Annotated in this window: 14 protein-coding genes and 2 tRNA genes; 10 read left to right on the forward strand and 6 right to left on the reverse strand. The window is 35.4% G+C overall.

What is annotated here, in order from left to right; translation table 11 throughout:
- The first annotated feature begins 3 nt into the window (after positions 1–3).
- Positions 4–1095, forward strand: coding sequence for a DUF6630 family protein (locus B0A67_RS11910; RefSeq protein WP_072960818.1), 1092 nt, complete (start codon positions 4–6; stop codon positions 1093–1095).
- A gap of 197 nt (positions 1096–1292) precedes the next feature.
- Here B0A67_RS11910 and B0A67_RS11915 read toward each other — a convergent pair whose 3' ends face one another.
- The 3 genes from B0A67_RS11915 to msrB all read right to left on the reverse strand — a co-directional run bounded on the left by B0A67_RS11915 (position 1293) and on the right by msrB (position 3627).
- On the reverse strand, positions 1293–2252 hold the full coding sequence (locus B0A67_RS11915) for a quinone oxidoreductase family protein (RefSeq protein WP_072960821.1): 960 nt from the start codon (positions 2250–2252) through the stop codon (positions 1293–1295).
- Positions 2253–2447: 195 nt separating this feature from the next.
- Positions 2448–3065: a peptide-methionine (S)-S-oxide reductase MsrA gene (gene msrA, locus B0A67_RS11920; protein WP_072960824.1), complete on the reverse strand. Its 618-nt coding sequence runs from the start codon at positions 3063–3065 to the stop codon at positions 2448–2450.
- Between the two features lie 7 nt (positions 3066–3072).
- Positions 3073–3627 (reverse strand): peptide-methionine (R)-S-oxide reductase MsrB, encoded by a 555-nt coding sequence (gene msrB / locus B0A67_RS11925; RefSeq protein ID WP_072960828.1) that lies wholly within the window; start codon positions 3625–3627, stop codon positions 3073–3075.
- A gap of 293 nt (positions 3628–3920) precedes the next feature.
- On the opposite strand from msrB, the gene idi reads away from it, so the two are divergent.
- The 7 genes from idi to B0A67_RS11960 all read left to right on the forward strand — a co-directional run bounded on the left by idi (position 3921) and on the right by B0A67_RS11960 (position 7023).
- Positions 3921–4448, forward strand: a complete 528-nt coding sequence (gene idi, locus B0A67_RS11930; RefSeq protein ID WP_072960831.1) for an isopentenyl-diphosphate Delta-isomerase — start codon at positions 3921–3923, stop codon at positions 4446–4448.
- A gap of 21 nt (positions 4449–4469) precedes the next feature.
- Entirely contained in the window at positions 4470–4880 is a 411-nt protein-coding gene (locus B0A67_RS11935; protein ID WP_072960834.1) for a 6-pyruvoyl trahydropterin synthase family protein, read from the forward strand.
- A 3-nt stretch (positions 4881–4883) separates the two neighbouring features.
- The gene (locus B0A67_RS11940) at positions 4884–5342 is read left to right on the forward strand and encodes a peroxiredoxin (protein ID WP_072960837.1); all 459 of its coding nucleotides are present in this window, start codon (positions 4884–4886) and stop codon (positions 5340–5342) included.
- A 57-nt stretch (positions 5343–5399) separates the two neighbouring features.
- Entirely contained in the window at positions 5400–6368 is a 969-nt protein-coding gene (locus B0A67_RS11945; RefSeq protein WP_072960841.1) for a type I phosphomannose isomerase catalytic subunit, read from the forward strand.
- Positions 6369–6425: 57 nt separating this feature from the next.
- The gene (locus tag B0A67_RS11950) at positions 6426–6692 is read left to right on the forward strand and encodes a hypothetical protein (protein ID WP_072960844.1); all 267 of its coding nucleotides are present in this window, start codon (positions 6426–6428) and stop codon (positions 6690–6692) included.
- Positions 6693–6770: 78 nt separating this feature from the next.
- Positions 6771–6844: transfer RNA gene (locus tag B0A67_RS11955), tRNA-Thr, on the forward strand.
- Between the two features lie 105 nt (positions 6845–6949).
- Positions 6950–7023: transfer RNA gene (locus tag B0A67_RS11960), tRNA-Thr, on the forward strand.
- A 123-nt stretch (positions 7024–7146) separates the two neighbouring features.
- Here B0A67_RS11960 and B0A67_RS11965 read toward each other — a convergent pair.
- The 3 genes from B0A67_RS11965 to B0A67_RS11975 form a co-directional block, all read right to left on the reverse strand.
- Complete coding sequence (locus B0A67_RS11965) at positions 7147–8130, reverse strand: ISAon1 family transposase (RefSeq protein WP_072960847.1); 984 nt, start codon at positions 8128–8130, stop codon at positions 7147–7149.
- Positions 8111–8476 carry an ISAon1 family transposase N-terminal region protein gene (locus B0A67_RS11970; protein ID WP_072960851.1) on the reverse strand — a complete coding sequence of 122 codons (366 nt, stop codon included), beginning with the start codon at positions 8474–8476 and terminating at the stop codon, positions 8111–8113. Before B0A67_RS11970 ends, B0A67_RS11965 begins: the two co-directional genes overlap by 20 nt.
- A 360-nt stretch (positions 8477–8836) precedes the next feature.
- The gene (locus tag B0A67_RS11975; protein WP_072960855.1) at positions 8837–9283 is read right to left on the reverse strand and encodes a helix-turn-helix domain-containing protein; all 447 of its coding nucleotides are present in this window, start codon (positions 9281–9283) and stop codon (positions 8837–8839) included.
- 589 nt (positions 9284–9872) lie between these two features.
- On the opposite strand from B0A67_RS11975, the gene B0A67_RS11980 reads away from it, so the two are divergent.
- On the forward strand, positions 9873–12905 hold the full coding sequence (locus tag B0A67_RS11980; protein ID WP_072960858.1) for a SusC/RagA family TonB-linked outer membrane protein: 3033 nt from the start codon (positions 9873–9875) through the stop codon (positions 12903–12905).
- Positions 12906–12923: 18 nt separating this feature from the next.
- Positions 12924–14354, forward strand: a complete 1431-nt coding sequence (locus B0A67_RS11985) for a RagB/SusD family nutrient uptake outer membrane protein (RefSeq protein ID WP_242670955.1) — start codon at positions 12924–12926, stop codon at positions 14352–14354.
- Positions 14355–14370: the final 16 nt, after the last annotated feature.

Raw genomic sequence — 14370 nt, forward strand, 5'->3', positions numbered from 1 at the left:
TTGATGAAAGACTTTTTTTTGAATTTGTTTGGTAGAAATAATGATCCAAAATCGATCGTTTCGTTTGATGTTATGGATGTTATTTATTCAGAGTTGTATAACGGGAATAATAATTTTGAATTTAAAATGAAAGGAGTTCATGATACGGTTTCTGTAAGTCTGTATTCGTTTCCAAGTTCTTTTGATCATGACGAAGGAAGAGCTGAGATTAAGAAAAACGGTTTCAAAAATGCTTACGAAGTTTTAAACGAAATCTATAAAAAGATTAATATAGGGCCTGTTTCTGAGGAACAAATGCTTCAGGAATTAGAGTATGACTATATTCATATTCAGTTTTATACAGAGCCAACTGCGGAAGCGAAAAAGTATCTGAAGCATATTCTGCATAATTTTGTCATCTTCTTTTGTTGTACGAATAGTTTGGAAACAAACGATTTCAAAATGCTTTATAACAATAGTTATTTTCTTGATTATACAAAAGGAATATTAGATGCGGAAGCTATTGATATAAAGGAGCCAAAAAATGATGCTCAAAAATTAGGTTTCAAAGAGTTTGAAAGGATTTTGCAGGGAATTTGCCAGCATCTGAATATCGAATTACCGGAAAGTATTGAGCTTCCTTCACAGGAAAATTTATTGCCCGAAGAGGTTGAGGTTACGCAGGAGACTTTTGAAGAATTTATAAAATTGGTTTCAAGGGGAGATGTAGACGAAAAATTAGTTCAGAGGCAATCAAAGAAACTTTTAAAGAATTTTAAAAAAGGGCATACGGAATATCACGAAATTGTTCAGGGGCAATGGGATTTCTTCGAAAGTATTGATGCCTGGAACAGCGACTGGAAATTTGACCCTGAAGATGCGGAATATTTCATTTCGGAAATGATAGGCGAAGATCTTAATTTCGATTATCCGGAAGAAACCTACAGTCATGATTTGTTTCCTTACATTCAGTCAGCATTAGAGCAACGAGGATTAGAATTGATGAGTTATGATACTCACGGTGATAACTATTTGTTTTTTGTGGCGAATAAAAATGATGTTCCCAGAATTTTACAATTGTCTGAATTGACAAAAATTGAGGTAGATAGTTTGTGATTAATTGCCATGACCCGAGCGATAGCAAATAGGCGAAGCAATTTACTAATTAATTTTCACGCAGATTTTGCAGATTATAAGATTGGTTGAAAATTTAGTTTTAAATCTGCGGATATCAGCTTGAATCTGCAAAATCTGCGTGAAAATGCATTGCAAATAATTCGTGAATTTGTGGCGAAAAAAAATATTTAGTTCTGTTAAGGAATCAAAATTATTTTTCCGGTACTTTTTCGGCTTTCCAGATAATCATGCGCCAGTTTTCCTTCTGATAATTTGAAAGAAGTAGGTTCAGAAAGTTTGATTTTTCCTTCGATAATCCAGTCAAATAATTGACTGGCTCTTTTGATTCTTTCTTCTTTAGAAACTAAGTAGCTCCACAAGTCGCCACCTGTTAAGGTTTTAGAAGTATCCATTAACATTCTGGGATCTACAGGTTCAGGATTTCCGCCGGCCATTCCAAAGAAAACGACTTGTCCGCATTCTTTGGTCACTTCAAAACTATCCATTAAAGTACTTCCGATGCTGTCGTAAACAACATCGACACCTTTTTTAATCACTTTAAAAATAGCTGATTTCCAATCTTCATTGTATAGGAAAACATGATCAGCTCCTTGTTCAATGGCAACTTTGGCCTTGTCAGAAGATGAGGTCAGGCCAATAACATTAGCGCCTAGTGACTTACTGATTTGAGTCAGCAATTGCCCGACTCCACCAGCAACGGCATGAATCAATATTGTTTCGCCTTTTGTGGTTTTGTGACTGTCTGTTGCTAAATAATGTGCTGTCAGGCCTTGCAATAAAATGGAAGCGGCAGTTTCGAAAGAAATGGCTTCCGGCAAAGGAAGAACATGGTTTGTATTTACGGCTACTAATTCTGCATTTGCAAAAGGAACATCGGCGAAAGCCACGCGATCTCCAATTTTATATTCCGGATGATTGTTTGCATTCACAATAATTCCGGCACCTTCATAGCCCGCAATAAAAGGCGGATTCCCTTTTAAATGATAATTTCCTTTGCGTCGGTAAACATCAGCAAAATTTAATCCGATGGCTTTCATTTCGACTAAAATCTCATCGCTTTTTAATTCAGGATTCGGAATTTCGATATATTCTAAAACATCTGAATTCCCGAAAGAAGAGAAGGTAAGTGCTTTCATTTATAGTGTGTTTAGAGATGCAAAGTACGGTAAAAATCATTCTTATTGCCACAGATTAAATGGATTAAAATGATTTTTAACACTTGGTTCAATTTGATTGTAATCTGTGAAAATCTTCTAATCTGTGGGAAAAAAACATAAAAAAACCGTTCATTTTCATGAACGGCAACTATTATTAACCAATATAAAAGTCTGTTATTTCTTTTTTAGTTTGTCTTTGAAGACTTTTTCGAATTTCTCGATTTTCGGCTGGATTACCATTTTGCAATACGGCTGGTTTTTATTGTTCGCATAATAATTCTGGTGATAATCTTCGGCTTTATAAAATGCTTTAAAAGGTTCTGTTTTTGTCACAATAGGGCTGTTGTATACTTTTGCTTTGTTTAGTTCGGCTATAATACTTTCGGCCGCTTTTTTTTGTTCGGCATTTTTATAGAAAATCACAGAGCGATATTGAGTTCCAACATCTGCGCCTTGTCGGTTTAGCGTTGTAGGATCGTGAACGGTAAAGAAAACCTTGAAGATTTCATTAATATCCGTCACGTTTTTATCAAAAGTAATCTGAACTACTTCGGCGTGTCCGGTTGTTCCTGTGCAAACTTCCTCATAAGTTGGGTTGGCGGCTTTACCTCCGGAGAAACCGGAAACGACAGATTTTACGCCGTCCAGATTTTCATAAACAGCTTCAACGCACCAGTAACAGCCTCCGCCAAGCGTGATGGTTTCCAGATTTGAGGCAGTTTTTGGTTTGTTACTTTGCGAGAATCCGTTTAGGGATAATGCGAAAATGGCAATTAGAAATATATTTTTCATCGTTGTTTTATTTAGAATCAGGTATAAAGTCTAGTGCAATCGAATTCATGCAATATCGTTTTCCGGTTGGCTCAGGTCCGTCATCAAATAAATGGCCTAAATGTCCTCCGCAGCGACCGCATAAAGCTTCGGTTCTTTCCATGCCAAGAGAGTTGTCATTTTTGTAAACCACACTTTTTTTATTGTCCTGCTCAAAAAAGCTGGGCCACCCGCAGCTGCTGGCGAATTTGGCACCGGAACGGAAAAGTAAGTTGCCGCAAGAAGCGCAATAGTAAGTTCCTTTTTCGTCTGTATTCCAGTATTTTCCCGTAAATGGTCTTTCGGTATCTGCATTTCGCATTACGTCATAAACATCTTCTGGTAATACTTTTTTCCACTCAGCATTCGTAACATTGAGTTTTGTCGTATCGGTATTCGAATAATAAGGATTTCCTGGTTTGTTGATTTTGTTTTCCATAACCACTGATTTTGTATTTTGTTTTTTCGCGCTTTGTCCACATGCCTGCAAAATAAAGAGCGGAATTAAAAAGCAAAGACTGAAGATTTGAGTTTTCGTTTTCATTTTTTTTGAGTGCTTTAATTCTGTTTTTCAAAGATACGACGAGATTTCGCCTTGAAATGTCGTCTGCTTTACAATTCAGATTTTTTTAAGTATGTTTTAACTTTTAATATGTACGTAAAATAGATAGTTTTAGTTTTAAGTCTTGTTATTAAAGGATTTTAGGGTTTAAAATAATTGTATTTTGTTGTAAGTCAGTTTTTTGCAAAGTATCAGGCTCGTTAAACTTTTCACAATCTCCGTCAGGATTTTCAAGCCATTTCTTTTTTCGTATTTTTGTTTGATCAATAAGCCCTATGATAGAAGAAAACGTAATATTAGTAAATCAAAACGATGAGCAAATTGGCTTAATGCCAAAATTAGAAGCACATGAAAAAGCTGTTTTGCATCGCGCTTTTTCAGTTTTTATTTTAAATGATAAAAACGAGATTATGCTGCAGCAACGCGCTCATCAAAAATACCATTCGCCTTTACTCTGGACCAATACATGCTGTAGTCATCAGCGTGAGGGAGAGACAAATGTCGAAGCCGGAAGCAGAAGATTGTTTGAAGAAATGGGTTTTAAAGCCGAATTAAAGGAGCTTTTTCATTTTATTTATAAAGCACCTTTTGATAATGGTTTAACAGAGCATGAACTCGATCATGTTATGATTGGATATTATAATGATGATCCGGCCATAAACCCTGAAGAAGTAGAAGATTGGAAATGGATGAAGATCGAAGATGTAAAAGCTGATATTGAGAAACATCCTGAAATTTATACCGTGTGGTTTAAAATAATATTTGATGAATTCGATCATTATTTAGAAGATCATAAGCTTTAACCAGACTAACCAGCTACCCAAATGAAAGTAACCATATCAAGAAAAGCGCATTTTAATGCTGCACATCGATTGCACAGAAAAGATTGGACATCTGAAAAAAACAATGCTGTTTTTGGAAAATGTAATAATCCCAATTTTCATGGTCATAATTATGGTTTAACAGTAAGTGTTACAGGAAAAATTGACCCGGAAACTGGTTTTGTTGTAGATGTGAAAGTATTGGCGGATATTATACACGAAGAAGTGGAAATTCCGTTTGATCACAAAAATTTGAATCTGGATGTTCCGGAATTTCAAGATTTGAATCCAACAGCTGAAAACATTGCTGTTGTGATATGGAATAAAATTAGAAAAAGAATTCAACCTGATTTTGACTTAGAAATCGTTTTGAATGAAACGGACCGTAATTTTGTAACTTATAAAGGAGAATAATAAATGTCACTAAAAATAGGAGATATAGTTCCGAATTTTACTGCAAAGGATAGTCATGGAGAAGTTTTTGAAAGCCAAAGTGTTTTGGGGCGAAAACCTCTTGTGATTTATTTTTACCCAAAAGATAATACGCCGGGATGTACTACTGAAGCTTGTAGTTTCAGAGACCAGTACGAAGATTTTGCAGCTTTAGGTGCAGAAGTTATTGGTATAAGCAGCGATAGTGTAAAATCACATCAAAAATTTGCCAACAAACATCAATTGCCTTTTATACTCTTGTCTGATGAAGACAAAAAATTACGACACATTTTTGGTGTCCGCGATACTTTATTTGGTCTTTTGCCTGGAAGAGTGACGTATGTAATTGACAAAAATGGTGTTGTTATTTTGATTTTTGATAGTATGAATGCCGGAAAACATATTCCGAAAGCACTTGAAACAGTCAAAGAATTAGTATTGTAGAAATAGAAAATAGTATCAAATTGATATTAAAATAATAAAGACATTATCCTTAAAAAGATGAACCCAAAATCATACCCGTTACAATTTGAACCCATTTTGAAAGACAGAATCTGGGGCGGAGAAAAACTAAAGACAATCCTGAATAAACCAATCACTTCTAAGATAACTGGCGAAAGCTGGGAATTGTCTACCGTAGAAGGTGATGTAAGTGTTGTTTCGAACGGAATCCTGAAAGGTAAATCGTTGATGGAACTGATCGATAAAATGCCAAATGAAATTTTGGGAACAAAAGTTTACAGTCGTTTTGGAAAACAGTTTCCATTGCTTTTTAAATATTTAGATGCACGCGAAGATCTTTCGATACAAGTGCACCCAAATGATAAATTGGCTAAAGAACGTCACAATTCTTTTGGTAAAACCGAAATGTGGTATGTAATGCAAGCCAATGCTGATGCCAGAATCATTGTGGGTTTTAAGGAAAATTCAAGTAAAGAAGAGTACCTGAAACATTTGAATGATAAAACCCTGGTTTCGATTTTAGATGATGTAAAAGCAAAAGCGGGTGATGTTTTCTTTTTAGAAACAGGGACTGTTCACGCTATCGGAGCAGGATTGGTGGTAGCTGAAATTCAACAAACATCAGATATCACATATCGTTTGTATGATTTTGACAGAAAAGATGCTAACGGAAATACAAGAGAACTTCATGTAGATTTAGCGCTCGATGCTATCAATTATAATAAGGTAGATACACAAAAGAAATACGATACAAAAACGAATACTTCTAACGTAGTGGTTGACTGCCCTTATTTTACTACCAATTTTATTCCTTTAGAAGATAAAGTTGAGGTAGCTAAATCAGGTGAAACTTTTACGGTATATATGTGTATCGAGGGAAGTTTTGAAATTGAATTTGATGGTTTCAAACAATCGTACATAAAAGGAGATACCGTTTTAGTTCCGGCTGAGATAAATGCATTTATTTTGAGCGGAAAAGCTTCTATTTTAGAAATTTACATTTCATAGCGCTTAATAGAAAGATTATATGTATTTTTGCAGTCGCAAATTAAAATAAAAATAAAAATGGCAAACGTTAAAAATTTAAAGAAAGACATCAACTTCGTATTAGGAGATATTATTGAAGCAATTTACTTATTCGAAATGTCTACGTCAGGAAATCCTACTCCGGAAACGAATGCTTTGATCGATCAGGCTATTGCTGCATTTGATACTTTGATCACAAAAGTGAATGCTAAGAATGTTGAAAACAAAAAAGCACACTTCAAACAAATCAATGTTGAATTGGAAGAAACTGCTAATCAATTGATTGCTGAAATCAACGAATTGTAAGCAAAAAAAGTATAAAAAAAGTGCAAATTTATTTTGGTAAAACGAAAAACCGCTTTATATTTGCACCCGTAATGAGTCGCCAGCGTAGCTCAGTTGGCTAGAGCAGCTGATTTGTAATCAGCAGGTCGTGGGTTCGAGTCCCTCCGCCGGCTCAACATAAAGCCATCACTTATAGTGGTGGTTTTTTATTAAAATAAGCAGTAAATTTATTTTGGAAAATACAAAAATCCACTTTATATTTGCACCCGTAATGAGTCGCCAGCGTAGCTCAGTTGGCTAGAGCAGCTGATTTGTAATCAGCAGGTCGTGGGTTCGAGTCCCTCCGCCGGCTCAACGGAAAACCATCACTTTTTAGTGGTGGTTTTTTTTTTTGGAATAAATTGAAATTGTTTTGGGATCAAACGCAAAGCTTGGGGATTAGGGATCAACACGAAAATCTGTGGAGCAGCAAAAATTAAGCATAAATATTGGTTAGTCTAAAGAGGAAGAATTCTACATTTCTAACACCTCTGAATTTGGATCTAAAAGCTTTTATTTTAGCATTGAAAGATTCTGCAGACGCATTAGTACTTCTGTTGTCAAAATAATTCAATATCGTTTGATAGTGATTTATAATTGTTCGGGATATTGTACCAAAAGATTTAAATCCAGATTGATTTACTTTTTCGTGCCATTTGGCTAGTTTGGCAAAGCCTATGATTTTATCTTTTGTATTCTCGAAGATTCCGCGAAGCTCTTGAGTTAGACTGTATCCTTTTTGAATATCAGGATACAATTCAAATAATAACCTAGCACGTTCTAATTGGTTTTTAGTCCATTTCGACTTGGTTTTATATAAGAAGTATCGACTTCTGGCTAATAACTGTTTAAGGGTGTCACCGTTAGAGAGTATTTTAGGTTCAAAATTCACATTTGACTTCCTGGCTCTTTCTGTTGTTTCATTTTCCAGATCTATGGCTTGCCATCGGTATTTTATTCTGATTTCCTGTAGTGCTTCTATCGCTAACTTTTGAACATGAAAGCGATCTGTGACGCGGATTGCATTAGGAAAGCATTTCTTTGCAATTAATCCCATATTGCCAGCCATATCCAAAGTAATTTCTTTAACTAGATTTCGTTCTTTAAGCGGGATTTTTTCAATAACCGCAATAACTGCTTCTGCTTTAGTTCCTGCAACCATTGCTACTATAGTTCCTTTTCTGCCTTTTCCAGATTTGTTGGTTAAAATAGTATAGAGCTCACCATTAGAAAGAGAAGTTTCGTCTATTGATAAGCGTTTTCCAATATTTTTGGGGAAAAGAAGCCATTTTTTTGCATGCGAGATTTGATCCCAAACTTTAAAATCACTTAAGAAATCTTTATATTGGCATTGCAAATTCCTACCAGAAACTCCGTAAAAAGAAGCAATGGTAGTACAATCACTTGGACTGGAATCTATTGATCTCTTTTAAAAAAGACGCAAACTCCTGAGTTACACGAGTTCCGTCTGCTACTAAATTCCAATTTCTAAAAACTATTTTTCCGGTATCTTCATTAAGCCATCTTCTTCTAGTGATATGCAGATATACCTGATGTCCACGGATAGGAAAATCCTGAACCGTTATCTCTTCAAAGAATCCTTTTGAACTTAATTTAGATTCTCTGTGTTCTTTTGGTATCGAATTAATTTCTTTTAGATAAAGATGAAGTGTTTCATCTTCCTTTTTATAAGTCGTAAGTTCAAAATAATCTACTACTATCTCAGGTAGTAATAGCTTTAGGATATCGATAAAAGAATCTTGCATTGGGAAATAATTTGGAAATGCAAATATCTAGGTTTTAATATTTCCCCACAACAATATGTCTTGATCCGGGATTAGCCAAAAATATTAGATAATCTGAATAAGAAGAAATTAAAGTTATGCGTATTGGGTTAGTATTAAAATTTTTAAAACGTGATTTCTTCACAGTTTATACCAATGTGCTAATTTAATAGAGGTAATATGTTTGTTATTATCGGTGTTATAAATTCCTCCGAAGTTGTTAATTTAAATTATGAGTTATTTTTATATAAGGATATAATCTAGGTATTATTTTTGTTCTTTTTTTTTTTTTTTTGACCTTTTTTTTGAGAGATTTATCTGGTAATGCAGATGGTGTCGCTCTTAATTAATTATCGTCAAGTATTTAACTTTTTCTTTGTCTTCTTTTTTGTTAGATTTTAAAAATTCATATTCTTCATCTGTTAATGGAGTCTTCGATATTTCTTTTAATCTTTTTACTACTTCTTTGTTGTTTTCTGTTTTATGCTTTCGAGACGGTATTTCTAGTAATTGTAATCTAATCCTTACCATGTCGTTAGGTAAAATACTGGTTGGTAATAATTCTTGATAAGAGCCTATATTTAGAGCTTTTGCTATTCTTGCAAGTAATCTGATGTTATATTTTGCATTGACTTTTAAATTTTCAATCCTGCCGATGTATCCTTCGGATAAGCCCAATCGCTGTGCTAATTCTACTTGGTCAATACTTGGGTTGGCTTTAAGTCTAACTTCTCGTATCTTTTCAATTATGTAAAAATCTAGTTCTGATATTATTATCTCTATAATCATATTGCTAATTAATTAAGTAGCAATGAAGCGAATACATTAATTAATATCACATACCTATGAGTATGTTATATTAATTTTCGTATATTTGTTTTAAATTCATTTATGAATTGTAATTTTGCGATACTTCATATAAAATATTTGAAGCGTTCGCTTTGAATCTCGCATCAGAAAACTAGTAATTTTAAACGCGCGGGATGATAAGTGTAATTGCTCACGCCTTAAGGGGTGTGGGCTCACTTATTCGCGCGTACGGTATACTAGTACCTCTGATGCAATAAGTTGAGTTCCGCGCCTCTTTTTTTTTGGCTCAAATTTAAAATCTTACTCCACTTTTATTCATAGCAAACTTCTGTAGTATTTGATAGTTTTAAAGTAATAGTTAATTTAATCACTTAACCTTTCGTATGCCTATGGAATAAAAAAAGGAATAATATCTTCTCAAGTCCTGTACCGTTTTATTTGTTATTTTGAATTAGTCTTATTTCAGTACAGGCTATTACAAACAGAAAGCCCTCTAATCCGTGATCAAACAAGTTTAGAGGGCTGAATTAATAAAAACTTTCGTTTCAAATTAACTAATCCCAAAATTATGAAAATTTTTTCATTGAGCAAAGGGTTGGTGCTACTTTGGTATCCGTTTATTTTCGGGTTTTATCTCTTTTGCACGCCAACCCTAGCAAGGAATACCTTGCAATTCTCTTCTGTACAACAGCAACAACAAATTCGGGTCACGGGTATAGTGACTGATGGTGTAGTCCCCCTTTCAGGGGTGATTATTTCTATAAAAAACCAAAGAAATACTGTCGTGACAGATTTTGACGGTAAATATAATATAACGGTATCATTTTCTGATATTCTAATTTTTACTTACATCGGTTACAAAACCATAGAGATTCCAGTTGCTCGACATTTAACAATTAATGTTCAGATGCAGGAAGATGCGACGGCACTTCAGGAAGTCAAAATCAATGCAGGCTATTATTCTGTAAAAGAAAGTCAGCGTACAGGAAGTATTTCAAAAATAAGTTCAAAGGATATTGAAAAACAACCTGTTACAAATGTACTTGCTGCTATGCAGGGAAGAATGGCAGGGGTGAGTATAACTCAAAATACAGGTGTATCTGGAGGTAATTTTGATATTCAGATAAGAGGGCAAAACAGTTTGCGTTCTAATGGAAACAGACCTCTTTATATTATTGATGGTGTTCCATATTCTTCGGATTCCGGAGGTTCTGATCTCACAGGGATTGTACTTCAAGGATCAACGAGTCCATTAAATAGTATTAATCCAGGTGATATTGAAGGCATAGAAGTTCTCAAAGATGCTGATGCGACGGCTATATATGGTTCTCGAGGAGCTAATGGTGTTGTACTTATAACAACCAAAAAGGGTAAAGCAGGAAAAACACAATTCACAGCAAATGTATCTGGAGGACTAGCAAAAGTAACCCGGCTCATGGATTTGATGAATACAGAGCATTACCTGCAAATGCGAAGACAAGCATTTGTAAATGATGGTATAGCATATGGTCCAACAGATTATGATGTAAACGGTACATGGGATCAAAATCGTTATACCAACTGGCAGAAAGTGCTTATAGGTGGCACTTCAGAGATTAACGATGTACAGGCATCGTTATCAGGAGGTTCTTCCGGTACACAATTTCTCTTAAATGGTAATTTCCATAAAGAAACAACTGTATTTCCCGGAGATTACAATTACAGAAAAGGTAATTTGCTTGCAAATATGAACCATGAATCCGAGAACAAAAAATTCCAAGTCAATTTTTCTATGGGATATACCGCGCAACAGAATAATCAACCGGGAATGGATATTACCCAACAAGGAATTCTTTTAGCACCTAATGCTCCGGCCTTATATGATCAGAAAGGTAATCTAAACTGGGAAAACAGTACATGGAATAATCCCATTAGTAGTTTGGAAGGGGAGTACATTTCGAGAACTAACGATCTTTTTGCTAATGGCTTGTTATCCTATAAAATCACTCCTGGTTTAATAACCAAAACAAGTTTTGGCTTTACTGATACTCGTTTTAATGACAGTCGTACACAGCCCTCTACAATATATGACCCTGCTTACGAAGTCGGAAGCGAATTTTCATCGATATATGTCAATAATACCACAAGAAAATCCTGGATTATAGAACCTCAATTATCATGGTCTAAAAAAATAGGAAAAGGAAAAGCGGAAATTCTAATAGGCTCGACTTTCCAACAGCAAAACGCTACTCAACTCGTACAAGAAGCTAATGGATTCAGTAGCAACAGCTTGATTTATAATCTTTCTTCCGCTTTTAATGTCTTTGATTTGGTGCATAGTGAATCGGTTTATAGATATCAAGCCTTTTTTGGAAGAGTCAATTTTTCATGGAATGAACGTTACATTTTAAATTTTACAGGACGCAGGGATGGTTCAAGCAGATTCGGTCCAGGTAGGCAATTTGCCACCTTTGGTGCCATAGGTACTGCATGGCTGTTTTCAAATGAAAAGTTTATAAAAGAAAATTTTGATTTTCTAAGCTTTGGAAAATTTAGAGCGAGTTATGGCACGACTGGAAATGACCAGATTGGGGACTATCAATTTTTAAACACTTATGAGGCTACAGGAAATAATTATGGAGGTGTTATCGGTCTGGAACCAATACGATTGTTTAATCCCAATTTTGGATGGGAAATCAATAAAAAATTGGAGTTGGCAATCGAAACGGGATTTTTTAAAGACCGTATTTTTATAACGGTGGGATGGTACAGTAATAGATCTTCAAATCAATTGGTTGGCATTCCGCTTCCGGCAACAACCGGATTTAATTCCATCCAGGCAAACTTAGAAGCTACCGTTGAGAATAGGGGAATTGAACTTACTCTTAGAACAGTCAATTTTCAAAGACAATCCTTCAATTGGACAAGTAATTTTAATTTGACTATTGCTCGCAATAAATTACTCTCTTTTCCAGATCTTGAAGGATCAACTTATCAAAATCAGTTTGTAATTGGGGAGCCACTAAATATTAAAAAAGTATATCATTATACTGGAATCAATGCACAAACAGGTGTTTACCAGTTTGAAGATTACAATGCTGACGGTTTAATTACAGCCGTTGAAGATAAACAGGTAATACGTGATCTGAATCCGAAATATTTCGGAGGTCTTCAAAATACAATTACCTACAAAAAATGGCAGTTGGATTTTCTATTTCAATTTGTCAAGCAGCTAAACTATAGCGGATCATATGGTACAGGCCTACCTGGCACTATGACCAATCAACCGGTAACGGTGACGGACCACTGGCAAAATCCTGGAGATATTGCTAGCCATCAAAAGTATTCAACTGGAGTTAATAGCCAGGCAGTTGATGCATTTTATAAATATTATGCCAGTGATGCTATGATAACAGATGCCTCTTATGTTCGACTTAAGAATTTGTCTTTATCGTATACCATCTCTGAGCAGGTGCTTAAAGGAGTAAAATGTAGACTGGTATTTCAGGGACAAAATCTCTTTACGTTTACTTCCTTTAAAGGTGCTGACCCAGAGTCCAGATTTACTACAGCCCTTCCTCCATTGAAAGTTTTTACAACAGGGCTTCAGTTTACTTTTTAATCCTTTAATTCAAATATTATGGAAAAGAAATCAATTTTTCTATTTATCCAAGAGCGTGTAATAGAGATCTCATTTAATAACTTTCTTGTTGTATTGCTTATATCAGGTATGATTCTTACACAGGGCTGTGACAACTTTGTTGAAGTGGATCTTCCGTCATCCCAGCTCACCCAGAGTGGAGTTTTTGAAGACAAGGCTACTGCCAATGCTGCTATGGTGAGTATTTATGCCAAAATGCGAGATAGTGGTATCTTAAGTGGAAATCTTTCAGGGCTGTCCAATCAGATGGGAAATTATAGCGATGAACTAGTTTATTACGGCGATATTTCCGGTACCACTCGAGATTTCTACAACAATGCAATCCTGCCTTCCAATACAGAGGTTTTTAACTCATGGAGTAGCAGTTACAATCAGATTTATGCGGCAAATGCTATTATTGAAGCAGTAAGTGCTTCGAGTGCTCTGGGACTTAAAGATAAAAACCAATTAACAGCAGAGGCATTATTTGTCAGGTCCCTACTGCATTTTTATCTTTTGAATCTGTACGGAGATATACCTTATATAACCACAACCGAATATCAGAAAAATAGAGCAGCAAAAAAGATGCCCTGTGCCGAGTTGTATTCCTATATTATAAAAGATCTCGAATTGGCAGTAACACTATTGCCTGAAGAGTATGTTTCCAGTGATCGTATACGTCCCAATAAATCCGTAGCGATGGCTTTGTTGGCTAGAGCATATCTGTACAACAGACAGTGGGCAGAAGCAGCCAATGCCGCATCTTACCTATTAAACAATACCCAGACATACACTTGGCAAACTAATTTGAGCGACATGTTTTTGAAAGAAAGCACCACTACAATCTGGCAATTTAAGCCTCGTGTTGATGGACAAAACACGCAGGAAGGTGAAACGTTTATATTTACAGCAGGACCGCCGTCACTTGTGGCTCTAAGTACAAACCTTATAAACGCGTTTGAACCGGGTGATCAGCGCAAAGAATATTGGATAGCAAAAGTTACTACGGGTACTGATACTTGGTATCATGCCAATAAATACAAACAAAGATCAAATACTTCTGGTTCATTAGAATATTCTATAGTATTTCGTTTGGCAGAACAATATCTGATTCGAAGTGAAGCCCGCGCTGAGCAAGGAGATCTAGCAGGGGCAAAAGAAGATTTGGATAAAATCAGACATACGGCAGGTCTTGCAGGAACCACGGCTCTGAGTCAGTCCCAGATGCTTAAGGCTATACTTCAAGAAAGAAGAGTGGAATTCTTTACAGAATATGGACATCGTTTTTTTGATTTAAAAAGAGCAAATCATTTAGATGAATCGCTATCGCCATTAAAGACAGGGTGGGATACAACAGATAAGTTATTGCCGCTACCCGAGTCAGAGTTAATCCTTAATCCAAATTTAAAACCTCAAAATCCTGGTTATTAAAATAAGACTCTATTTT

It is taken from the genome of Flavobacterium aquidurense, assembly GCF_002217195.1.
GTDB classification, from domain to species: Bacteria; Bacteroidota; Bacteroidia; order Flavobacteriales; family Flavobacteriaceae; genus Flavobacterium; species Flavobacterium frigidimaris.